Source organism: Roseivirga sp. 4D4, from assembly GCF_001747095.1.
Taxonomy (GTDB): Bacteria; Bacteroidota; Bacteroidia; order Cytophagales; family Cyclobacteriaceae; genus Roseivirga.
This window is the reverse complement of sequence record NZ_MDGP01000001.1, coordinates 3,142,219-3,165,233: the sequence shown is the minus strand read 5'-3', so window position 1 is coordinate 3,165,233 and position 23,015 is coordinate 3,142,219. Positions and strand designations below refer to the sequence as shown.

The following is a 23,015-nucleotide window of genomic DNA, read 5'->3' as shown; positions in this document are numbered from 1 at the left end:
GTCTAGGTTTACCAAATTCGAAAATCTGGCTGAGGTAAAGATAACGTTTTTGGTGTTGTTATCTCACCTTATATACCCTAATACTCGTATTTACCCCACTCTGTTTGGATAGAAAGGTGCTTTTTTTGTGATTCTTCAATACGGCCTACAATTTGTGCAGGAATACCGAAGCTTTTAGAAATAGAAATGATCTCTTCAGAAATACTTTCATCCACATAAATTTCCATGCGATGACCCATGTTGAAGACTTTGTACATTTCCTTCATGTCAGTGCCACTTTCTTCCTGAATTAATTTAAAAAGAGGCGGTATTTCAAAGAGGTTGTCTTTGATGATATGAAGGTTGTCAACGAAGTGAAGGATCTTAGTTTGAGCTCCTCCACTACAGTGGATGATTCCTCCGATTTCGTTTCTGAATTTCTTTAATATCTCCACCATCACAGGGGCATATGTTCTGGTAGGTGAGAGCACTAGCTTTCCCGCATCCAGTGGAGACCCTTCTACTGAATCAGTCAATTTTTTCGAACCTGAATAGACTAAGTCTTGAGGCACGCTTGGGTCGAAGCTTTCTGGAAATTTTTCAGCCAGATACTTATCGAAAACGTCATGTCTGGCGGACGTGAGGCCGTTAGAGCCCATACCGCCATTATACACTGTTTCATAACTCGCTTGACCGTAAGAAGCCAAGCCTACAATTACCTGTCCCGGTCGAATGTTTTCGTTCGTGATCACATCCTCGCGCTTCATTCGGGCAATGACTGTACTGTCCACGATTACACTTCTGACCAGGTCGCCAACATCGGCAGTTTCACCTCCAGTACTAATGATATTGAGCCCATTGTCACGAAGCATTTGTAGCACCTCTTCGGTACCATTGATCAAAGCTGAAATGACTTCTCCGGGAATTAGGTTCTTGTTTCGACCAATGGTCGAGGAGAGTAGAATATTATCCGTGGCGCCCACACACAGTAAGTCATCAATATTCATGATGATGGCGTCTTGGGCAATTCCCTTCCAGACACTGATATCACCCGTCTCTTTCCAGTACATATAAGCTAAAGATGACTTAGTACCGGCACCGTCTGCATGCATGATGTTGCAATAAGCATCATCGCCTCCCATGAAATCAGGAACTACCTTACAGAATGCTTTAGAGAACAATCCTTTATCAAGGTTTTTGATGGCATTGTGAACATCTTCTTTCGAGGCAGAAACTCCTCGCTGCATGTATCGCTCGTTCATCTTCAGAGTGTTATGGCACAAAAATAAGAAAGCCTCCAAATAAGGAGGTCTTTGATCTATTTTAACTTTAAAGTTCTGGAGAAATTCTAGTTCTGATCTACTTCGATTACTTTGAACTCCGTTCTTCTATTTTTTTGATGATCCTCTTCTGAGCACTCTACGTCATTGGAGCAACCATTGACCAGTAGAGACTCTCCATAGCCTTTTGCCACCAATCTATCCCTGGAAATTCCCTTAGATATGATGTAATCAACCGCTGATTGGGCTCTTCTTTGAGACAAGTCCATATTGGCTTCATCATCATCGCGTGAATCCGTATGTGAACTGATTTCAATCTTAATTTCTGGATTATCATTGAGCAGTTGCACTAGCTTGTCGAGTTCAAGTGCTGCATCCTGTCTAATATCTGCCTTTGCTAGATCGTAATAGATGTTTTCCAATAGAATAACTGCATCAAGCACGATTGGATCTAGTGTGACATCTTCGTTAAAAACTTTCTCCGTAAAACGTTCTACAAGGTCTTCCTGCGCAATACCCTGACCTACTGTGGTAAATATTTTTCTGGCGGTGAAGAAGGCGTCTTTTTCTCCCAAGAGTGTGTATTCTTTCTCTGGGTCTACAGGAAAGCTATAAGAACCTCCACGACTACTCAATACATCATCAACTAGCTGGCCATTTGCGTCCAAAAGCTTTACCCGAACTTCACCCAAAATGACTTGAGTACTGTCTTCATTTCTTTGGTAGGTCGTTCCGCGAAGGACATAAGTAATTTTTTTCAGGTCACTTGAATTGTCCACAAAGCTGTAAAGATCATCTCCGCCCTGACCTCCCTCACGGTTTGAGGTATAAAAGCCCTCAAAAGGAAAATCAGAATAGATTAAGCCGAAATCATCTGCTGAAGAATTAAATGATGGGCCTAAGTTTCTTACGGTTACTACGCCTCCTTTATTTTCTGCTGAGAATAGGTCTAGCATGCCGAAACCTGCATGTCCGTCTGAGGCAAAGTAAAGTTTGTTGTCTGGAGCTACATAAGGAAAAACCTCATCGCCAGCAGTATTAATTGCCGGACCCATATTGCTGACATTTGCCCATCTGCCGCGCGCATTCAATGTTGCACGATAAATATCAGAACCACCGAAACCTCCAGGGCGATCCGATGCAAAATACATAGTAGTACCTGATTGATTAAAAGATGGAGATGTATCCCAGTATTCAGGGCTATTAATCGGCATAGACACTGGTGTGCTCCACCTGCCATTCTTTTTCGTTGAAATGAAGAGGTCTACGCTTCGCCTACTTTTCTTTTCATCAGTGTTTCCTTTGGCAAAAACCATGGTATTTCCATCTGGCGAAAATGCAACAGAACCCTCATTGATACCCTCTGAATTAAATAACTCAGGCAGTCGGCTTAGTGATGAAGCGTCAGGGGTTAATCCTTCAACTCCCACTTTGTATAAGTCACTAAAAGGAACATTGTACCTGTTGAAAGTCTCAGCTTCCCTCGTACTCGAGAAATAGAGCTCATTGTTGTAAAAGGTGGGGCTATACTCAGCTTGAGGTGTGTTCACTTCGTCCAGCGGTGTCAAATCTACATTTCTTACATATAGGCTGATACTATCCAGCTTTTCAAGGTTTTTAATTTCTTGTTGAGCTCGTTCCTTATAGATCTCAATAGTTGCAAAGTTTTCATATTGCGTCAGTACCTCTTTCGCATCATCATACTGTTCATTTGCCTTTAGGGCTAAAGCATAGTTCAGTTCTAGCTCTGGATTATCAAAGCCAGCTGCTATTGCCTTAGCGTAATATGGGATAGAAGCTTTTGGGTTACCCAACTTTCGGTAAGATTCCGCTGTGTAATAGTTCAGGTCCCCGGCATCAGGATTACTCTCCAATTCTTTCCTGAAATCCTCTATGGCTTGAATGTAGTTTTGATCTTCTACATAATTCTTCAAGAACTTAGGCGTCTTCTTTTCTTCCTTATCAGCAGTGATAATTTTTGCTGCATTTTGTGATGGGCCAATGGATGGATTACTAGGCGCAGGGGTGGTTTTCTTGGGTGCTTCTTGAACACCCAAAAAATTTGTCTTCTGTGTAGCGCATCCACTTGCGTAAAGCAATGCTGTAATGAATAGTAATGAATAGAGCTTCTTCATTGCATGTAAATTAGCGAAATGCTACTTTATAATACGCTTTTCGCAGTCTGAAAGTATCTCTTAAGCCAACTTTCCTCTGCTTTAACGATCCATCGATTATCAAGTTCTGACTTCGTGCTCAGATTGTTATCAAAGAAAAGCGAACTACCATTCAACTTGCCTGATTCAATAGCGGACTTTACCTCTGTCATTGCCACAAACTCTACTTTATCTTCTATCAAAAAAGCGAGATTAGCTCGATCGAAGAAATTGATGTTAAACTTGGTTCCAATGTCCTGTACAAAACGAAAAGAACTATCAATGGAACAGCCGCTGGCCATATTAAAGCCTTCATCAGTGGCTATGATTAAGAAATGGTCGTGTTTTACTGTGGCTGAAGCCAATAACGCTTGACCATGGGCCGCCCATTGTTGTAAGAACTGGTCGGAAGCATTCAATATTGAAGACTGTTCTTCTTGACTTAAGGCTCTATCGGCTTGATAAACCCAGATTCTGGAGGCCGGACTTAGTTCTGCAAATGGGCTTAGCATAGGGTTTGTTTTCTTAAAGGGTCAAAATTCGACTAATATTTCTTCTCAAATGTCGTGTCGTAGTCCTTTGTAACCAATTAGTTGGCACAAAAATTCAATGGAATTGTTTCTTGAGTATCACCAATAGGAGTAAAAACACGGCAACGATCCATATTGTTGATTTTTCCGTGACACTTCTGTGATGAATGAACGCTAATCTTACCGATTGTTATGAATAAGAAAGTACTTATTGTCGAAGACGATGCTGATATAAGTGGGCTCATTGAGATCCACTTGAAGGATATGGGCTTCGAAACACTCATTGCCGATCGTGGAGATACTGCATTGGAAATAGCACTAACAGAGGCTTTTGATTTCATCATTCTGGATATTATGCTTCCGGGAAAAGATGGACTCGAGGTTTGCAGGGAGTTGCGGGCTTCAAAGCTCAAAACTCCTATTCTAATGCTTACTGCTAGATCTGAGGAGATCGACAAAATTCTGGGTTTGGAAATGGGTGCCGATGATTACCTGACCAAGCCTTTCAGTATTCGTGAATTGACTGCAAGGGTGAAGGCAATACTAAGAAGAACGGAATCTCAGGCTGACAGTGGTTCAGTTTCTCGTGAGATCCTGCGCTATGACGACTTGGTCATAGACAAAGACAAACGTAAAGTACTACTCAAAAACGAGCGGGTCGATTTAACGCCAAAAGAGTTTGATCTACTAGCATTAATGGCCGAAAATCCAGGAAAAAGCTACAGTCGAGAAAGTCTTTTGAATGTGGTTTGGGGTTATGAGTTTGCAGGTTATGAACACACGGTAAACTCTCATATCAACAGGCTGAGAAGTAAAATTGAAACGGATCTTTCAAGCCCTAAATACATATTGACTTCTTGGGGTGTTGGCTACAGGTTCAATGATGAATTAAATCAAGACTAATGAGTGAAGCGAAGAATTTAAAGGGTGGCATTAGCCTTTTTTGGAAACTCTCTGCTACTTTTTTGGCCTTATTGGTCATGGTAGGAGTGTTCCACATCATACTCTCAATCTCTACTAGTGAGAAGTACTATCTAGAAAGAAATCAGAGGCTGAATGCCAATATTGCCCAGAGCATAATCCAAGAGGTAAAACCCTTTATCGATGGTGAACTAAGCGAAACGGCAACGGATGATATCATGCACCATATGATGGCCGTTAACCCCAGCATTGAGGTCTACCTGCTGGATGAAGAAGGCGGAATCCTCAATCATGTGGCACCCTACAAGAAGGTGAAGCTCACAGAAGTCAGTCTCGATCCGATCAATGAGTTTATTGAGACTAAGGGCGAGGTTTGCGTGATGGGGGATGATCCGCGAAAACCTGGGGAAGAGCAGATTTTCAGTGCTGCACCGATAATGGAAGGAGATGTCCTTCAAGGGTATGTTTATGTGGTACTGGCTGGTGAAGATTACTATGAAGTGGCCTCTAACCTCTGGAGTGACTATATAACTGCACTTGGTGGTGGCACCATGTTGGCTATTCTGATTGCGGCCCTGATCGTTGGTCTCATTGCCATCTGGTTTATCACCAGAAACTTAAGAGGTATTGTCGATACGGTTAGGCGTTTTCAAGAGGGAGATTTAGACGCACGGATCGAGACAAAATCAGGAAAAGAGTTTAATACCCTTGGAGTTGCTTTCAATGAGATGGCGGATACCATTGTGGGGAATATTGAAAACCTCAAGTCTATGGAGAACCTGAGGAGAGAGTTAGTAGGAAATGTAAGTCATGATTTAAGGACTCCACTGGCTGTTATCCATGGTTATATTGAGACTTTAATGATCAAAAAGGATGACCTAAACCCTGCGGAAAGAGATAAGTACCTTAATATAATCCTTCAGAGTACCGAGAAGCTGAAAACAATGGTTTCGGAACTGTTCGAGCTATCAAAACTAGAATCAAAGCAGGTGCAACCTAAAAAAGAGCCATTCTTTGTCAATGAGTTGCTACAGGATGTTGTTCAGAAGTATCTGATACTTGCTCGGAAAAAGGGAGTTCTCATCCAATCCGTGATTTCAAACAATATTGAATTGGTCAATGCTGACATTTCTCTAATCGAAAGAGTCTTACAAAATCTGATTGACAATGCACTCAAGTTTACCCCAGAAGGTGGCACCATTACAATCAAGACTAATGAACTGGATGATGCCGTGGAAATTCAGGTGAGTGATACGGGTGTGGGAATCCCTGAAGAGCAGATTCCATTTGTCTTTGACAGATATCATATTGGCGATAAGCGAATAGGCTTAGATAAGAGTAATACGGGTCTTGGCTTGGCGATCGTGAAGAAGATATTGGAAATCCATGACGCTACGATCCGTTTGACAAGTAAGCTGAATCAAGGCACTTCATTTTCATTTGAACTACCATATCATCAGGCATGAAAAAGATAAAGTTTTATATACTCATTTTGCTCGTTAGTTCGGCCATGCTTGGCTGCATTGGGACGGATATCGTGGAAGATATAATAGTGAACCAGTCAGTATCAATAAGCAACAGGCTTGAGACTCTGGCAGTTGGCGATTCTTATCAGTTTGAGGCCAACTTCTTTGATGAAATGGGAGAACAGGCGACTGCCGACATCACATGGTCATCGAACAATGAAGCGGTGATGTCCATTACGGCTTCTGGCTTGGCAACTGGCGTGTCTCAGGGTGATGTTTGGATCAGCGCGATGTCAGGCGTAGCTCGAGATTCTGTGATGGTTTCGGTTGGTCCAAGTACCACTTTTGCTGCGGCAGAAAGGACTGGCTCATTTGTCGGCCTGAGAGATTATAACGTGAGTGGTAATTTCACCCTTACCGAAGATGGTGACAATCTAGTACTCACTTTTGCCTCGAACTTTATGGCATCAAGAGGCCCGGGGCTGTTCGTATACCTAAGTAACAATTCTACCAGGGTAAATGGTGGTGTTGAGATGGGACAATTGATGCAAAACTCAGGCGCACAGACTTACACCATTGCGCTAACTGAGGCACAGCTAGATACTTATAATCATGTTTTAATCTACTGTAAGCCTTTTGGTGTGGCTTTCGGAACAGGCCAATTTGACAATTAGAAATGAGAAGGATAAATCAAATATTGGTATTGAGTCTATTGATGCTTTTGACTAGCTCGGCATTTGCCGGAGGGGGTTGGCCAACGCCAAAGGAAAAAGGCTATTTCAAATTAAGTCAGTACGTATTGCAGGCCAATCAATATTATTCTCCAAGTGGAGAGATCATTGATATCGCCACAGCCGGCATATACATCAGCAGCATTTATGGAGAGTATGGGCTTACTGATCGCTTTGGCATATCGGCATATGTACCTTTTTTCTCAAGGGCGACATTGAATGAGCAGGTCTCTAGTTCAGGAACACTTTTGGCCGAAGGCGATGCCGTCAATTCACTGGGTGATTTCGATATTTCATTCAAGTATGGATTGATTGTCAACAAGCCAATTGTGGTGAGTGCGAGCTTGACGCTTGGTCTGCCACTAGGTAACCCAAGCGGAGGTTCAACTGAAATTCTTCAGACAGGAGATGGTGAATTCAATGTGATGCTGAGCGTAGAGGCAAGCAGAAGTTTTAATGGAGGTAAAGGGTATGTGAACACTCTCCTGGCCTTTAATGACCGAAGTGAGAATTTCAGCGATGAGTTCCGATGGGGTGTGGAGGTAGGCTATAACATTGCCCCAAAATGGAACGCTGCTTTAAAGGTACTCAGCGTCAACTCCCTAAGTAATGGCAGCGATCTGGAAACACCTGCCAATGGCATCTTTTCTAACAATATTGAATTCTTAGCGATTACACCTGAGCTGAACTATTCACTGAACGAGAAGTTTGGTGTCTCAGGGAGCATTGGCTTTGCTGCCTCAGGTAGAAGGGTCTTGGCAAGACCTTCTTATTCCCTTGGTGTATTTGTGAAACTGTAAGAAATTTTGATGGGGAGAGGTAAAAGGGGGGTTCGGCTGTTCGGAACCCCTTTTTAATTAAAGTCCTTCGTTTTTAGCAATGAGCTCAGCTAAGTCCATTACCGCCACAGTATCTTCCTTTTCTTTGGACTTGACGCCATCACGCATCATAGTCATACAGAAAGGGCATCCGGCTGCTATGATATTGGCTCCGGTATCCAGTGCTTCTTCCGTACGCTCAATATTCACTTCTTTGTCTCCTGGTTCAGCGTCCTTAAACATTTGAGCACCACCGGCACCACAGCAAAGACCTTTGGTGCGACAGCGTTTCATTTCTACCAATTCGGCATCCAGCGCTTCTAAAACCTCTCTTGGAGCATCATAGATATTGTTGGCTCTACCCAAGTAGCAGGAGTCGTGATACGTGATCTTCTTTCCTTTAAACTCTCCACCGCCTTTTAGGCCAACTTTGCCTTCGTTGATCAGCTGTTGCAAGAAAGTAGAGTGATGAATTACTTCATAATTACCGCCCAATTCAGGGTATTCGTTTTTCAGCGTATTGAAGCAATGCGGGCAAGCAGTTACGATCTTCTTGACATTATAGCCATCTAGCACCTGTATATTGGCAATGGCCTGCATCTGAAACAGAAACTCATTACCGGCTCTTCTGGCTGGATCTCCAGTACAAGTTTCTTCTTCCCCCAGAACGGCATAAGAGATGCCTACCTTGTTCAGTATTTTAATGAAGGCTAGGGTTACCTTCTTATATCTATCGTCAAACGAACCTGCACAACCTACCCAAAACAATACCTCTGGAGACTCTCCTTTGGCTGTCATTTGAGCCATGGTGGGTACACTCAATTGCTGATCACTCATTATTTCAGATTTATTTCGATTCTTTGTTTAAGTCTTCTGCCCAGTTGAATCTATCGGTTGGGGCGAATTTCCATGGGGAGAAACTCGTCTCGATATTTTGGAACATTCCATTCCATGATGCTGGTGCTGCCGATTCTTCCATCGAGACATAGCGCCTCATTTCGAGAATAATCGACAATGGATCAATATTAATTGGGCAAGCTTCCACACAGGCATTACAACTGGTACAAGCATTTATTTCTTCCTTGGTAATATAGTCGCCTAATAATGACTTACCATCTTCAAGACCTTTTCCTCCCTTGGCCAGACTCGCACCTACTTCTTCCGCTCGATCACGGGTGGCCATCATAATTTTTCGTGGTGACAGCTTTTTGCCAGTCATATTGGCTGGACATTGGGAAGTACATCTACCACACTCAGTACATGAGTAGGCATTCATGATGTTGACCCAACTCAAATCATTGACATCCTTGGCTCCAAACCGGGCAATTTCGGCAGGAGGTTCATTGGAGCCTTCCGCAGGCATGCCTAGCATCATTTTTACTTCGTTTGTCACTACAGGCATATTCTCAATTTTACCTTTTTCTTCAAGGTTGGAATACCATGTATTCGGAAATGCCATAGCGATGTGTAAGTGCTTAGAATAAGTTACATAGATGGCAAAACCTAGAATTCCGACAATGTGGAACCACCATGCAAAGCGTTCAACAAAGATCAATGTCGAAACACTCATGCCTTCAAACAATGGGATCAAAAAACTACTGAAAAAGAATGTTCCAGTCTGTGCATAGTGATCGTCCTGACCTTGAATGAGCATGTCTGTTGCATTCATAGTCAGGATGGCAAACATTAAAATGATTTCAATGACTAGAATGAGGTTAGCATCTAGCGTAGGCCATTTGCGCATTTCTTCTCCAGAAAATCGTTTTATTTTCATCACGTTTCTTCGGATCAGAAATGCAAAACATGAGAATAGAACTGCTACAGCCAGAAATTCGAAGACATTGATTAATACGGTATAGAAGTCACCTAGATAAGGAGCGAAAATCCTGTGTGTGCCTGCTAGCCCATCGATTACGAACTCTAGAACTTCAAGGTTAATCACTAAAAAACCAGCATATATCAAGAAGTGTAGAAATGCGGGTATTATGCGTTTGAACATCTTTTGTTGTCCAAATGCTACGAGTAGCATAGTCTTCCACCTTTCAGAGGTTCTGTCGGTTCTCCCAGAGGGCTTTCCCAAGAAGATATTCATTCTTATTCGAGTGATGCGTTTGTAGAGGAAAAATGATGCAGTCGCAACAATAATTAGAAAGGCTATTTGAGGCAGAAATTCCATATTATACGCTAGTAAGTGTTGGTCTTATTCTCAATTTTGAATTTATCAAAAATGTTTTGCACGCTTTAACTTTTTATATACTTTTGTGCTCCATTTCAGGGTGCTGTAGCTCAGTTGGTAGAGCATCGGACTGAAAATCCGTGAGTCGGTGGTTCGAGCCCACTCAGCACCACATCAAAGCCTTTCTTTTTGAGAGGCTTTTTTGTTTTCCAATACTGAAATCGTTTGCATAAGCCTTGCTAATATAAGGACGAAACGTAAAATAGTATGCATGCATACTATTTTATTTTAACCAAAGTACCTCTTTTTCGGTCAGAAAGCGCCATTTACCTCTGGGCAAGTCCTTTTTAGTAAGGCTTCCATAGACCACACGATCCAGTTTAGTCACATTATAACCCAAGTGTTCAAATATGCGCTTGACAATGCGATTTTTGCCTAGGTGAATCTCAATACCCAAGGTAGAATTGTCTCCATCTACGATTGCCAGGTCATCAACAAATACCTTTTCATCATCTAGGGTAATGCCGCTAAGAATCTCCTCAAAGTCGTTCTTGGTAATGGGTTTATTCAAACTGACTTGATAGATCTTTTTGATTTGATGCTTGGGCTGTGTGAGCTTCTTTGATAACTCACCATCATTAGTGAAAAGAAGGAGTCCTGTTGTAGATCGATCCAGTCTTCCTACTGGAAATACTTTTTCTAGACAAGCTTTGGAAACAAGATCCATGACTGTTTTTCGGCCCTCAGGATCAGAGGTAGTACTTAAGAAGCCTTTGGGCTTATTCAACAAGAGATATACTCTGTTTTCAGGCTTAAGTACACTCTTTTCATGAACCACAACCTGTCCTGGTTTTACTTTATAACCGAGTTCCTTGATCACTTCACCGTCTACGGTGATCTCGCCTTTTTCTATAAGCTTATCAGCCTCACGTCTGGAACATACTCCAGCATTGGCGATATACTTATTTAGCCTTATGGCTTCGGTTTGTTCGGTGGGTTGTTGAAGCGCCTGATGTTTGTAGTCAGGTTTCTTAACGGCTTTATTATTGCCTCGCTTCTTGTTCGGGTTGAATTTCTTCTTTGTCATAGAGATGCAGTATCACTACTGGATTTCGACAAAGGTAGCTAATTAATCAGCGCTAGTCTCTCCTTCTGGATCAGGCGTACCGATTTCGTTATCTGGGGTAGAAAAGTCCTTGGGTGTGGGGAGGTCTTTCAGGTCATTGATTCCGAAATAATCCATAAAAGAGTCAGAGGTACCATAGAGTAGGGGTCTTCCTACTGTTTCTGCCTTCCCTTTAATTTCAATTAGCTCTTTTTCTAAGAGCTTTTGAACTGAATAATCACAATTAACCCCCCTGATTTGCTCAATCTCAGACTTAGTGGTCGGTTGTTTGTAAGCAATAATCGAGAGCGTTTCTAATGCGGAGGTAGAAAGCCTTTTCTTTGATTGCTGTTTCAGTAGAATACCAATACTGGCTTGGTACGAAGGCTTGGTAAGGAACTGATAGCCTCCTCCACTATTAACTACTTCAAATGAGAAGGTATCAGCACTGAATTTCTCCATCAATTGTTCAATGGCCTCTTCGATATCCTTTTCCGGAACGTCAGCCTCAAACATTTCTGATAGGCAAGCTTTCAGTTCTACCAGCCTAATGGGTTTTTGTGCGCAGAAAATTAGTGCTTCAATATGCTGAGCCAGAAAGTCCACTACTTTCTTTTCGAAAGTTTAGCAGCAATTGAGTGCATGGTATGAGGAACGGCCATAAGCCTTTCCTTAGAGATCAGTTTCCCTGAATCAATGCAAATACCGTAGGTGCCGTTCTTGATGCGAACCAGTGCGTTTTCCAAATTATTGATGAACTTTTGTTGCCTTGCAGCCAGTTGGTTCAAGTTTTCTTTTTCCATGGTGTCGGCACCATCTTCCAGTACTTTTGTAGAATTATTAGTGATGTCATCACCGGTATCACCACTTTTGGTCAAGCTGCGCTTTAACTCGGTTAACTCAACTTTGGCTTTATCTATTTTTTCAAGGATAAGTGCCTCAAACTCTTGAAGCTCATTCTCAGAATATCGTGTCTTCTCCGCAGTGCTCATATGATTTCGATTTGATTAGTTGAGTAAAAAATTTGCGCTAAAATAAGGCTGCCCTATTCATTTGCAAAGTAATAATATGTTTTTTGATGGCATTACTTTTCAAACGTTCGTTTGGTAAAAAACACTTTACTAAGCAAAGATATTCTGAGTACACGGATTTTGACAAAACGTGTTGGGGTAAAAAGAAAAAGACCCCATTTGGAGTCCTTAAGTCTTAGTAGTTGATGTTCATTAACTGCATTCTTTTAGTCAGTGCCGATGTCTCTATACTCACCCGATAGCGCATACGCATATATCGAGCAATGACATCAACCTTCCGACCTCTTCGCAGATAACGGTCAACGGTTTCATTGATTAAGCAATTCATTTTAGTAGTGTCTCTTAGATTGTAGTCTTAACCTTAATATAGGCAAGATTGTTTTAAAATTGGTAACGATTGCGAAACAATTGTATGCTGCATTACCAATTTACTTCTTAATAGTTCGGTTGGCTGAAAATGGCGTAGACAAACTGTTGACAGAACCTAAAATAATGTCCCAACTGCTACCTTGTTTTTTGAATACCTGATAGTTCCATCTCGTGATATTATTTCGGTCAAAATCATATAGTATCCTACTCTGGCTTTCTGAGATTGATCGGTAGTTCCGTCCCAAATGATAGTACCCTCTCGACCAGCAATAGTATTTTGGGTCAGTTCCCTAATCCGATTTCCTTGGGCATCAATAATACTAATGTTTAGCGTATTACCACTTGATATGAATGAGTAGTTAATCGTGACAAAATTGGCTGCTCTAGAAGACTCTGGATCAAAAGTCAAAGGCTCAATGCTGATTTCTCCGGTTTGAGAAAACATAGGTCTTGACTGAGAATTGGCATAACCCGGTGTTGCGGAGTATTCTGTAGATGAAGCTGAAAACCAGCTGTCACGACTGTTGGAAGGCTGTGAGAAGTTGATTCTCTCTAGAGAAACTCCTCTAGGATCAGGCAACAAGGGGGAATGGTAGTCTTCGTTATAGGAAAGGCTGTCTATTACTGTGGTCGCTGAATTCAGTAATGAGAGTTCCCCAGAGTCCGAGGGAATGCTGGGCATGGATAATAATTCGATGAAAGTCTCTGATCTGGCATTTGGGTATTGCTCTTGTAATGTTGTTCCATCATTTGTTATAACAAAGTAGGACTGAGGGGCCATGAACAGGTTTTCAGAGGATAATGTCCTTTCGTTAGTAGATCCAGCGAGTTTCCAGTCTTTGAGGTTTATATACTTTGGGGAGTTGTTATAGACCTCTACAAAACGAACTCCACCTGAACGAGGGTTAAAGAGAATCTCATTTATAATAACGTCTTGAGAGTCTGCGCTGGAAGCAACTATAAGTTCAATGGAGTCACTACTCTCTTGTATTAGATTTCCACTACAATCGGTGATGTTGTCTACTGAAATGGTATAGACCGTATTTTCAATTAAGTCTTCATTTGTTGTGAGTTGAATTGTTCTGCCGTCCTCGTTTACAATTGCCGAAATAAAGCTTAAGCCCTGATCGCCCTTGAATTTCGAAGACTGAACCGTAGAAACATCCAGTTTTTCGTCAAATAGCAATTCGATGGTTGAAGCGTCTAAGGCAATGGCGCGAATCAGCTTTGGGCCAAGTAAATCAGGATTATCGTCATTAGCGGCATTAACCTGACCGGGTGTACCTCCTGATGGGCTTTTTGAAGCTATCCAGTTACGTTCTTCAAGACAGGGATAGTTAGGGTCGATCATCTCAAGAGAATATCCTCCGTTGGCCTTTGTTTCAGACCTGTACCAGGTATCAGAGTATTCTACCGAATGGACAAGGGTTCCATTTTGGTTGTAGATAGATAACTGATCACCGCTGTTGTTCAAGCTTACCCAGTTGCTGACACCTAGGACTTGTCCAAAAGCTGTGAATTGGTCTGAAACATTGTTAGCTGTCAGAATTATGTGTTGATGAGGAAATAGTGTGAAATCATCCAAACTGGTTGAATTGATGGCATCGGCTAGTGTCATTCCTCCTAAGCCGATTATTTTTTCAGAGTTATTGTAAAGCTCTATGTATTCGGCCTCGGGTAAACCCTGAGAAGGGCTAGGGGTGGCCATGATTTCCGTGATCAATAAGTCATTGAATTCTGGGCTCGCCCCAATAAAAAAGTCTAATATTACTTCCTCAATGCCGTTTCCAGAACAGTCTCTTATTCCTGATAGTCTTATGTCGTGAATAATTCCGGGAACTGGGAGTTTATCGAGATGAACGAGTAGGTCGGTTCCTAGGTCATTTCTTATACTTAAGTTCTTAATAGAAAGGCCGTGTGACAATGAGAAATTGGATGGTATTAGGCTGGTCACATCCATGGTCTGGTTGAAGCTAATTTGCAAGGTGCTATCATTGAGGAGCAAAAATGTGTCGACCTTGGGTGCCCGTGTGTCGGGACTTGGGTCATAGATAGAGTTTTGATAACCCGGTGTTCCTCCCTGATCACTCATTGAGCTACTCCAATTGTGAGCTCCAATACATGAAGGGTTGGGGTTAATTAGTTCAATAGACCAGCCTCCGTCCGATTTATCTAGATCATTGTACCAAGATTGGTCATATGAGATGCTGTCAATAGTGTTTCCCAGGTCATCAACAAGGACTATGGTTTCTCCATTATTACTAAGACCATTCCATGATGACACGCCAACAACATCGCCAAAGCTTTGAAACTTCTCAACATTGGACAAAGCCGTTGCGATGACATAAGCATTGGGCATCAATACAAAATGATTAAGCGTACCACCTGAGAGGTCAAAACCCGTGATGTCAATCGCTGTCAATGTATTATTGAATAATTCGATATACTCGTCTCTACTGTCATTTGGAAGCACAGATGGGTTAGGCTCATGATCTCCAGAAGGGTCGGCAAATATCTCGTTGATCAGTATAGCCCTTGGAGGGGTTGAGATTTCATTCCTCAGGTTTATGATAATATTCTCAGCAATCGCATTCCCGCTTTGGTTAATGACATTATTGATGGTAATCGTGTAAGTATTATTGACAAGTGGGCGGTTGAGCTTTAAATGAACTGTACTATCAGTCAAGGCGGAGAATATAGCTTTCAGACCAAAATTGAGGTCATAGTTGGTCAGTTCCAGAGCACTGTTACTCTCCACTGGTTGGTTGAAAGTCAGGTCAATTTCTGTTGAAGAATTGATCGAAATATCGGATACCGTTAAAGGCAGATAATTGAATGTTTTTATTAAGTCATTTGCTATAGCCAATAGTGACCTGTCCCTGAGTCCATTGATTGAGAGTTCGTAGGTTTCTTCTTCCAAATCCTCTTCTAGCTCCAATGTGATCCTGTTTTGAAATTGGCTGTCCAACCCTACCATAATTGGCTGTCCAATTTTTGGTGTTATAGCATAGTGACTTGGAATCATGGCCAGAGAATCGTCAAGTTCAAGGTTGAATAATAAAGCCAGTGTGCGTTGATCAATCACTTCCACCTCCAAAACCTCCAATGGTTCTATAAAGGTGAAATTCGCTTTCAAAGTATCGGAGGTGTTTTCGCCAGAGTCGCTTTCAATTCCCTTTGCAAAAACACTATAATGGCCGTTTTCAAGTAAGGAGGTTGATAGCCTGACCGTGTTCGATGTAATGAGTTGAGCCGCGTTAATAACGACTCCTTGGTTCACAGAATAGTTGATCACCTGTTCTGCTGATTCTTTTGAGATCGGTTGATTGAAGTTGAGCTCCACCGAGTTTTTGGAAGTCGCTTGGGCAGATACAAGCTCTACTGGGAGTTTCTGACTCTCAATTGAGAAGTCGTCAATTATCAATTCGGCTGCTGATCCCGAACCGCTGCCTCTTTCAGCTGTCAGTCTGACCACAACTTGAGATTGCCCACTTGCTTCTAGTGGTAGTTCGTAGAAGTATTCGGCATATGAAGTGGAATCATTGTTGGGAAAAGTGTTCTCGTTTCCAATCAAGGTGTTGGTCGAAAAGCTCAAACCTCCATCAATTGAGGTGGATAAACTAAGTAGGACTGGTCTAGTGGATGAGGAAGATCCATTCCTTTGGGAAAAGGCAAAAAATGATATTCTGGGATTATTGATTCCAGTCAGATCCAAGTCGATCTCTATAATGCCTTTGAAACTTGAGGTAGGGATAATATTAAGAGACTGGTCTCCCGTTCTTGGTGATGCTCCAGCAAAAATCCTGTTTCGTGTGCCGATTGTATTGCCCTTCCAATTTGGAATAAAGTAGGTGTTTGTACCAGTATTGAATGTTTGTTCGAAACTTTCTCGGTATGGAAAACTGTTCACCTGACTTAACAGTATATTTGTAGTTAGTACAAAAAGGGTACATAGTAACAGTCTCATGCATGTTGATTATTGTTTTAATATAATGATTTTGCATTATTTTGACTAAATAATAAAAGCCTAATTTAATAAAAGAGAAATGAAAATTGCCGTTGTTGGAGCGACAGGACTTGTAGGCGGAGAGATTCTGGAAGTCTTAGATGAGAGAAATGTTCAATTTGATGAGTTGTATTTGGTAGCATCTGCCAGATCGGCTGGGATAAAGAAGACATTTAAGGGTAAGGAATACACGGTAATTACCATGGAAGAGGCAGTTAAGTTAGCCCCTGACTTTGCTATCTTCTCTGCAGGTGGAGGCACTTCTTTAGAATGGGCACCAAAGTTTGCTGCGGTTGGATCCGTAGTGGTTGATAATTCATCCGCATGGCGAATGAGCCCGGAGCACAAACTAATCGTTCCGGAAATTAACGCAAGTCAATTAACTGCGGAGGACAAAATCATCGCAAACCCCAATTGTTCTACCATTCAAATGGTTGTGGCCTTGGAACCTCTACGTCAGCGTTATGGAATTAAGAGGATAGTCGTATCCACTTACCAGTCTGTTACTGGTTCAGGTAAGGCTGCAGTGGATCAACTCATGAATGAACGAAATGATCAGTCCGGAGAAATGTGTTATCCTCATAAAATTGACATGAATGCACTGCCTCATATCGATGTCTTCCAAGAGAATGGCTATACGAAAGAGGAGATGAAGATGATCAACGAGACAAGGAAAATCTTCAGTGATGAGTCCATTGCCATTACGACAACCACTGTTCGTATTCCGACTATTGGAGGACATTCTGAAGCGATCAACGTAGAGTTCAAAGAGGATTTTGATCTGGATGAGGTAAGGCAAATTTTGAGTCAGACAGAAGGCATAATTCTTCAAGATGACCCAAATCAAAATTTATATCCAATGCCGCTTACAGCCCACAAGCAAGACGAGGTGTTTGTAGGAAGGCTAAGAAGAGATGAAAGCCAAGCTAACACATTAAACATGTGGGTTGTGGCCGATAACCTTCGCAAAGGTGCAGCTACTAATGCTGTTCAAATTGTGGAATATTTGCAGAAGCAAATGCAAACCGCTTGATCGAAGTACTGACCAAACGAGAAGTTCAAGAATTTATCAAGGATCATCTTTATGATGATCCTGCTGCTTTAATGCTCAAGGCCAATCAATACCCTGAATGGCCAATGAAAGAGATTGTGGAGCAAATACAATCCAAAAGAAAAGCAAAAACTAAGCTTCAATCGTGGTTTGAAGTAGAAGGAATTATTTATCCACCGCTACTATCCATGGAGCAGTGTTCCTCTGAAATGACGGCCAAGTATAAGGCAAGTCTAGTCCCGGAAGGGTCCTCTATGGCAGACTTCACGGGTGGATTTGGAGTTGATTTTGCCTTCTTGTCTCAACGGTTCGAGCGTAGTACCTATATAGAGAGACAATCCGGTTTGGTGGAGCTTGCCAAGTACAACTTTGAGAAGCTCGGGCTTTCTGGCATTGAACTTCATCATGGAGAATCCAGAGAACTCTTATCAGCTCAAAACACCTATGACTTGATCTATTTAGATCCGGCTAGGCGAGGGGGTCATAATGAGAAGGTCGTGAAGCTTGAAGATTGTGAGCCTGATATTCTGGAGCTACTTCCAAAACTACTCGCCAAGGCGAAACGTGTGATATTAAAAACATCTCCTTTGTTAGATATAAAAGGAGCAATCACACAATTGGGCTGTGTAGAAGAGGTTCATGTTGTGTCGGTATCGAATGAGGTGAAAGAGTTAGTTTTCATATTGAATAAAGAGGCAACTGATGAACCAAAGATTCACTGCATTAACCTTAGGAGCAAGGGTAACGAAAGTTTCCAATTCACTTTTGACGAAGAAGAACGTGAGGTGATCGGTCAAGCAGAAGTGGAATCATATCTATATGAACCCAATACTTCAATTCTCAAGGCAGGGGCATTTAAGAGTGTCGGTACCCGGTATGGCCTGAGTAAGCTTCACGCAAATTCTCATCTCTATACGTCACCAGAACAAGTGAGTGATTTTCCAGGAAGGGCTTTTAAAGTAGTTGATAGTATCTCATTAAATAGAAAGGTGCTCAAACGTTACTTTCCGACAATGAAGGCAAACATCACGGTAAGGAATTTTCCGATGACCGTGGCGCAAATTCGGAAGAAGAGTGGTTTGAAGGAAGGTGGAGACTTGTATCTTTTTGGTACAACAGATTTGACAGGAAAACGTCTTCTGTTATGCGAGAAGGTAGATACAGAGCAAGAGAATTAGCATACTTCCATAGTATTTAAGAACCAAAAGACGATTCTGCTTACTCATCCACCAAAGGGCTCGCCATGGGCTTATTAATCCCAAAATCAGTACGAGGGTATTTAATCCGATGATATAGAGTAATAGATTGTCCATAAAAAAACCCCGACTCAATGAGTCAGGGTTTAATATATCGATTTAGAACTTTTATAAAGTTCGTTTCACTTCCTGAATTTCGAATCCTTCGATTACGTCACCAATTTTGATATCGTTGAAGTTCTTAATACTCAGACCACATTCGTAGCCTGATTTAACTTCGTTTACATCATCTTTGAATCGCTTCAACTGACCGATGTCTCCAGTGTAGGCCACGATACCATCTCTGATCAATCGAATTTGATTGTTTCGCTTCACAAAACCATCAGTTACGTAACATCCAGCTACAGTTCCAACTTTAGAAATCTTGAAGACTTCACGTACTTCAATGTTACCCGTGATAACTTCTTTCTCAGTCGGCTCGAGTAGACCTTCCATAGCATCCTTCAGCTCATTAATCGCATCGTAGATGATAGAATATAGTCTGATTTCGATCTCTTCAGTCTCGGCAATTTTTCTTGCTCCACCTGAAGGTCTAACCTGGAAACCAATGATAATTGCATCTGAGGCTGTAGCAAGCAATACATCAGACTCTGAAATCTGACCCACTGCTTTGTGAATGATATTCACCTGAACTTCTTCAGTGGAAAGCTTCAATAATGAATCACTTAGTGCCTCTACAGAACCATCCACATCACCTTTAACGATAACGTTAAGCTCCTTAAAGTTTCCAACAGCAAGTCGTCTACCAATTTCGTCAAGCGTAATGTGCTTCTTGGTACGAACGCTTTGCTCGCGAAGAATTTGCTCACGTTTGGTAGCAATTTCTCTTGCCTCTCGATCGGTATCCATGACATTGAAACGATCACCTGCTTGAGGGGCACCATCCAATCCAAGCATTTGAACCGGGGTAGCTGGACCGACTTTTTCAAGTCTGTTTCCTCTATGATCGTACATGGCTTTTACCTTTCCGAAATGGGATCCTGCTAATACAACATCTCCAATCTTCATGGTTCCACCCTGGACCATAACGGTAGATAGATAACCTCTTCCTTTATCTAGAGAGGCTTCAATTACTGTTCCGACAGCATTTTTATCTGGATTTGCCTTAAGCTCTAGAAGTTCAGCTTCGAGCAATACTTTTTCTAACAACTCATCGATGCCTTGTCCTGTCTTGGCAGAAACTTCCTGGCATTGATACTTGCCACCCCAATCTTCCACAAGGATATTCATTTGCGAAAGCTCTTCTTTGATCTTATCAGAGTTGGCGTTTGGTTTATCAATTTTGTTAATCGCAATTACAATTGGCACTTCAGCAACCTGCGCATGATTGATCGCCTCTTTTGTTTGAGGCATCACATTATCATCAGCAGCTACCACAATGATTACCACATCGGTAATTTTGGCACCACGAGCACGCATTGCTGTAAACGCTTCGTGACCAGGAGTATCAAGGAATGCAATTTTCTTGTTGTCCTTAGTCATTACATCATAAGCACCAATGTGCTGAGTAATTCCTCCAGCCTCACCAGCCGTCACATTCGCATCGCGGATATAATCCAGAAGTGATGTTTTACCATGGTCAACGTGACCCATGATAGTAACAATTGGTGCTCTGTCCAGTAGATCTTCTTCCTGATCTTCTTCTTCTATTACGTCAACCTCCTCATCGGCAGAAGTAAACTGAACGTCATAGCCGAACTCATCTGATATAATGGTGATGGCCTCTGCATCAAGCCTCTGATTAATAGAGACAAACATGCCTAAAGACATACAGGTAGAAATCACATCGTTGACAGAAACATCCATCAAACTCGCCAAGTCACTCGCTGAGATAAACTCAGTAACCTTAAGCGTTTTGCTTTCTTCCTGCTCCTGAAGCATTTTTTCTTCAGCCGCTTCAGCCGCTGCAGAACGTTTTTCTTTTCTGTATTTAGAACGGCTCTTGCCTCCACCTTTACCGCCACCACTTAGACGAGCAAGTGTTTCTTTAATTTGTTCCTGAATCTGCTTGTCAGTAAGCTCTTCTTTAGGGACTCTGCTCTTATTCGAACCACCGCGCTGGCCACCTCTTTGCTGACCACCTCCGCCTTGACCGGCCCCTTTGTTGGCGCGTTCAAACTTAGATTGAATACGTTTTCTTGGTCTTTTAGAGTCTCCCTCCTGCTTCTTCTTTTCTTCAGGTTTGGTCTTCTTTGGAGGATCGGGCAATTTGATTTTACCTACAACCTTAAGACCTCTAAGAGAATCTGCTTTGGCTTCTATCACCTTCTCAGGCGTAGCAGCCTCTTCAGTAGGCTTTTCTACTGCTTTTTTCTCTGGTTCGGCAGGTTTCTCTTCTGCCTTAGGTTCTGGAGCTGCTTTTTTCTTACCCTTATCAAGGTCAATCTTTCCTAAGATTTTAAGACCAGACTTTTCTTCAGCAGGCTCTTCAGTTTTTACCGGTGCTTCCTCTACAGGCTTTTCTTCCACAGCTGGAGTCTCTTCGACTTCAGCCTTTGGTTCTTCAGGTTTAGGAGCTTCTACTTTTGGCTCAACAGGTGAAGGCTCTTCCTTTGGAGTTGCTGGAGCCGGAGTTACTTCTGTTTTAGGTTCCTCAGCCGGAGGAGCGCTCGAAGTAATCGGTGCCAACTCTTCAACATGTTTGGTGCCAATAGTAAGATGAGACGCTTCCTCTTTTTCAGAGGCAGACGCAGCAAACTCCTTAGCAAGCAAATCATATTGCTCACCATTGATTTTTGCATTGGGGCTGCTGTCGACTGAGTGGCCTTTGGCTGACAGAAAGTCCACGATGGTATTTCTACCCACGTTAAGCTTTCTTGAAACCTGGCTCAGTCTCATCATTTTTTCTTCTGACATACTCAAATATCCCTTTTTTTCAGGTTTTAATAAAATCTATTATTTCTCGAATTCCTTTTTCAGGATTTCAAACAAGAACTTTACAGTTTCTTCTTCTAGTTCAGTTCTTCTAACGATATCTTCTTGGGCTAGCATCAATACGCTTTTCGCAGTATCAAGACCGATACGCTTAAGTTCATCGATGATCCAGCTATCAATTTCATCTGCAAATTCATCCAAATCGACATCTTCCTCTTCGTATTCTGATAGTTCTCTGAATACATCGATTTCTAGTCCAACCAATTTAGACGCCAGCTTAATATTCTGTCCACCTTTACCGATCGCCAATGAAACTTGATCCGGTTTTAAGTAAACCGATACGCGTCCATCGTCATCCAAAATTTTCATACTTGAAATTTTGGCTGGACTAAGCGCTCTTGAGATGTATAGCTCCATGTTATCAGTAAAGTTGATAACATCGATATTCTCGTTCTGCAACTCACGAACTATACTGTGGATTCTTGAGCCTTTCATACCAACACAAGCACCTACTGGATCGATTCTGTCATCGTATGACTCAACAGCCACCTTTGCTCTTTCACCAGGTTCACGAACTACCTTCTTAATGGTGATGAGTCCATCAAATACTTCAGGAACTTCACTTTCGAATAGTCTCTCAAGGAATTGGCCTGAAGTTCTGGATAGAATAATTTTCGGACTACCGTTAACCATATCAACACGGTCAACTATAGCTCTCACAGACTCACCTTTTCTAAATCTATCCTTAGAGATTTGCTCATTTCTAGGAATAGAAAGTTCATTTCCTTCATTGTCTACCAAAAGGACTTCACGACTTAGGATTTGATATACCTCAGCAGAAATTATCTCACCCACAAGATCCTTATACTTCTGGTAAAGGATATCTTTCTCAAGGTCCTTGATCCTTTGAATCAATGTCTGACGAGCAGTCATAACTGCTCTTCTACCAAAATCAACAAGCTTGATTTCCTCAGCTACCTCTTCACCGATTTCAAAATCCTGCTCAATTTTGCGGGCATCGGTCAAACAGATTTTGTCATGATCCCAAATATCTTCAGAGTTATCGTCAACGATTTCACGGAAACGCCAGATCTCTAAATCGCCCTTGTCGGCATTAATTACAATGTCGAAGTTGTCGTCCACTTCGTATTTCTTTCTGATCATGGTTCTGAAAACATCTTCCAGAATCCTAATCATTGTAGGTCGGTCTACGTTCTTGCTTTTTGCAAACTCTGCAAATGACTCGATTAATACTACACTGTCCATTTT

18 protein-coding genes and 1 tRNA gene are annotated in these 23,015 nt (G+C 41.9%); 7 read left to right on the top strand and 12 right to left on the bottom strand.

The window, feature by feature from the left end; translation table 11 throughout:
• Nucleotides 1-77: 77 nt before the first annotated feature.
• The 3 genes from BFP97_RS14025 to BFP97_RS14015 form a co-directional block, all read right to left on the bottom strand.
• A complete protein-coding gene (locus BFP97_RS14025; protein WP_069843024.1) occupies nucleotides 78-1,241 on the bottom strand; it encodes an AIR synthase related protein in 1,164 nt (387 codons plus the stop codon).
• Between the two features lie 86 nt (nucleotides 1,242-1,327).
• On the bottom strand, nucleotides 1,328-3,394 hold the full coding sequence (locus tag BFP97_RS20885; RefSeq protein WP_069843023.1) for an OmpA family protein: 2,067 nt from the start codon (nucleotides 3,392-3,394) through the stop codon (nucleotides 1,328-1,330).
• A 26-nt stretch (nucleotides 3,395-3,420) separates the two neighbouring features.
• Complete coding sequence (locus tag BFP97_RS14015) at nucleotides 3,421-3,924, bottom strand: hypothetical protein (protein WP_069843022.1); 504 nt, start codon at nucleotides 3,922-3,924, stop codon at nucleotides 3,421-3,423.
• Between the two features lie 210 nt (nucleotides 3,925-4,134).
• On the opposite strand from BFP97_RS14015, the gene BFP97_RS14010 reads away from it, so the two are divergent.
• Genes BFP97_RS14010 through BFP97_RS13995 form a run of 4 tightly spaced genes read left to right on the top strand, consistent with a single transcriptional unit; the run spans nucleotide 4,135 to nucleotide 7,860 of the window.
• Nucleotides 4,135-4,845, top strand: coding sequence for a response regulator transcription factor (locus BFP97_RS14010; protein WP_069843021.1), 711 nt, complete (start codon nucleotides 4,135-4,137; stop codon nucleotides 4,843-4,845).
• Nucleotides 4,845-6,329, top strand: coding sequence for a HAMP domain-containing sensor histidine kinase (locus BFP97_RS14005; protein WP_069843020.1), 1,485 nt, complete (start codon nucleotides 4,845-4,847; stop codon nucleotides 6,327-6,329). The genes BFP97_RS14010 and BFP97_RS14005 overlap by 1 nt, the downstream gene beginning before the upstream one ends.
• A complete protein-coding gene (locus BFP97_RS14000) occupies nucleotides 6,326-7,003 on the top strand; it encodes a DM13 domain-containing protein (protein ID WP_069843019.1) in 678 nt (225 codons plus the stop codon). The genes BFP97_RS14005 and BFP97_RS14000 overlap by 4 nt, the downstream gene beginning before the upstream one ends.
• 2 nt (nucleotides 7,004-7,005) lie before the next feature.
• Nucleotides 7,006-7,860, top strand: coding sequence for a hypothetical protein (locus tag BFP97_RS13995; protein WP_069843018.1), 855 nt, complete (start codon nucleotides 7,006-7,008; stop codon nucleotides 7,858-7,860).
• Nucleotides 7,861-7,917: 57 nt separating this feature from the next.
• Here the strand turns inward: BFP97_RS13995 and BFP97_RS13990 are convergent, their stop codons facing one another.
• Both BFP97_RS13990 and BFP97_RS13985 read right to left on the bottom strand, forming a co-directional pair.
• Nucleotides 7,918-8,715: a (Fe-S)-binding protein gene (locus tag BFP97_RS13990; RefSeq protein WP_069843017.1), complete on the bottom strand. Its 798-nt coding sequence runs from the start codon at nucleotides 8,713-8,715 to the stop codon at nucleotides 7,918-7,920.
• A gap of 10 nt (nucleotides 8,716-8,725) precedes the next feature.
• Nucleotides 8,726-10,054 (bottom strand): 4Fe-4S dicluster domain-containing protein, encoded by a 1,329-nt coding sequence (locus BFP97_RS13985; RefSeq protein WP_069843016.1) that lies wholly within the window; start codon nucleotides 10,052-10,054, stop codon nucleotides 8,726-8,728.
• Nucleotides 10,055-10,153: 99 nt separating this feature from the next.
• Here BFP97_RS13985 and BFP97_RS13980 point away from each other — a divergent pair.
• Nucleotides 10,154-10,226 (top strand) — tRNA-Phe (locus tag BFP97_RS13980).
• A gap of 111 nt (nucleotides 10,227-10,337) precedes the next feature.
• On the opposite strand, the gene BFP97_RS13975 is transcribed toward BFP97_RS13980, so the two are convergent.
• The 5 genes from BFP97_RS13975 to BFP97_RS13960 form a co-directional block, all read right to left on the bottom strand.
• Nucleotides 10,338-11,141 (bottom strand): pseudouridine synthase, encoded by an 804-nt coding sequence (locus tag BFP97_RS13975; RefSeq protein WP_069843015.1) that lies wholly within the window; start codon nucleotides 11,139-11,141, stop codon nucleotides 10,338-10,340.
• Between the two features lie 42 nt (nucleotides 11,142-11,183).
• On the bottom strand, nucleotides 11,184-11,765 hold the full coding sequence (scpB, locus tag BFP97_RS13970) for an SMC-Scp complex subunit ScpB (protein ID WP_069843014.1): 582 nt from the start codon (nucleotides 11,763-11,765) through the stop codon (nucleotides 11,184-11,186).
• On the bottom strand, nucleotides 11,765-12,151 hold the full coding sequence (locus BFP97_RS13965; protein ID WP_069843013.1) for a TraR/DksA family transcriptional regulator: 387 nt from the start codon (nucleotides 12,149-12,151) through the stop codon (nucleotides 11,765-11,767). Before BFP97_RS13965 ends, scpB begins: the two co-directional genes overlap by 1 nt.
• Before the next feature lie 214 nt (nucleotides 12,152-12,365).
• Entirely contained in the window at nucleotides 12,366-12,518 is a 153-nt protein-coding gene (locus BFP97_RS20760; protein ID WP_170827473.1) for a hypothetical protein, read from the bottom strand.
• Nucleotides 12,519-12,674: 156 nt separating this feature from the next.
• Entirely contained in the window at nucleotides 12,675-16,526 is a 3,852-nt protein-coding gene (locus tag BFP97_RS13960; protein WP_083262571.1) for a lamin tail domain-containing protein, read from the bottom strand.
• Nucleotides 16,527-16,605: 79 nt separating this feature from the next.
• Here BFP97_RS13960 and BFP97_RS13955 point away from each other — a divergent pair, with 79 nt between their 5' ends.
• Nucleotides 16,606-17,598, top strand: a complete 993-nt coding sequence (locus BFP97_RS13955) for an aspartate-semialdehyde dehydrogenase (RefSeq protein ID WP_069843011.1) — start codon at nucleotides 16,606-16,608, stop codon at nucleotides 17,596-17,598.
• Nucleotides 17,595-18,794 carry a class I SAM-dependent methyltransferase gene (locus tag BFP97_RS13950; protein WP_083262570.1) on the top strand — a complete coding sequence of 400 codons (1,200 nt, stop codon included), beginning with the start codon at nucleotides 17,595-17,597 and terminating at the stop codon, nucleotides 18,792-18,794. The genes BFP97_RS13955 and BFP97_RS13950 overlap by 4 nt, the downstream gene beginning before the upstream one ends.
• Nucleotides 18,795-18,980: 186 nt before the next feature.
• On the opposite strand, the gene infB is transcribed toward BFP97_RS13950, so the two are convergent.
• Both infB and nusA read right to left on the bottom strand, forming a co-directional pair.
• A complete protein-coding gene (infB, locus tag BFP97_RS13945; protein WP_069843010.1) occupies nucleotides 18,981-21,728 on the bottom strand; it encodes a translation initiation factor IF-2 in 2,748 nt (915 codons plus the stop codon).
• Between the two features lie 39 nt (nucleotides 21,729-21,767).
• Complete coding sequence (gene nusA / locus BFP97_RS13940; RefSeq protein ID WP_069843009.1) at nucleotides 21,768-23,012, bottom strand: transcription termination factor NusA; 1,245 nt, start codon at nucleotides 23,010-23,012, stop codon at nucleotides 21,768-21,770.
• Nucleotides 23,013-23,015: the final 3 nt, after the last annotated feature.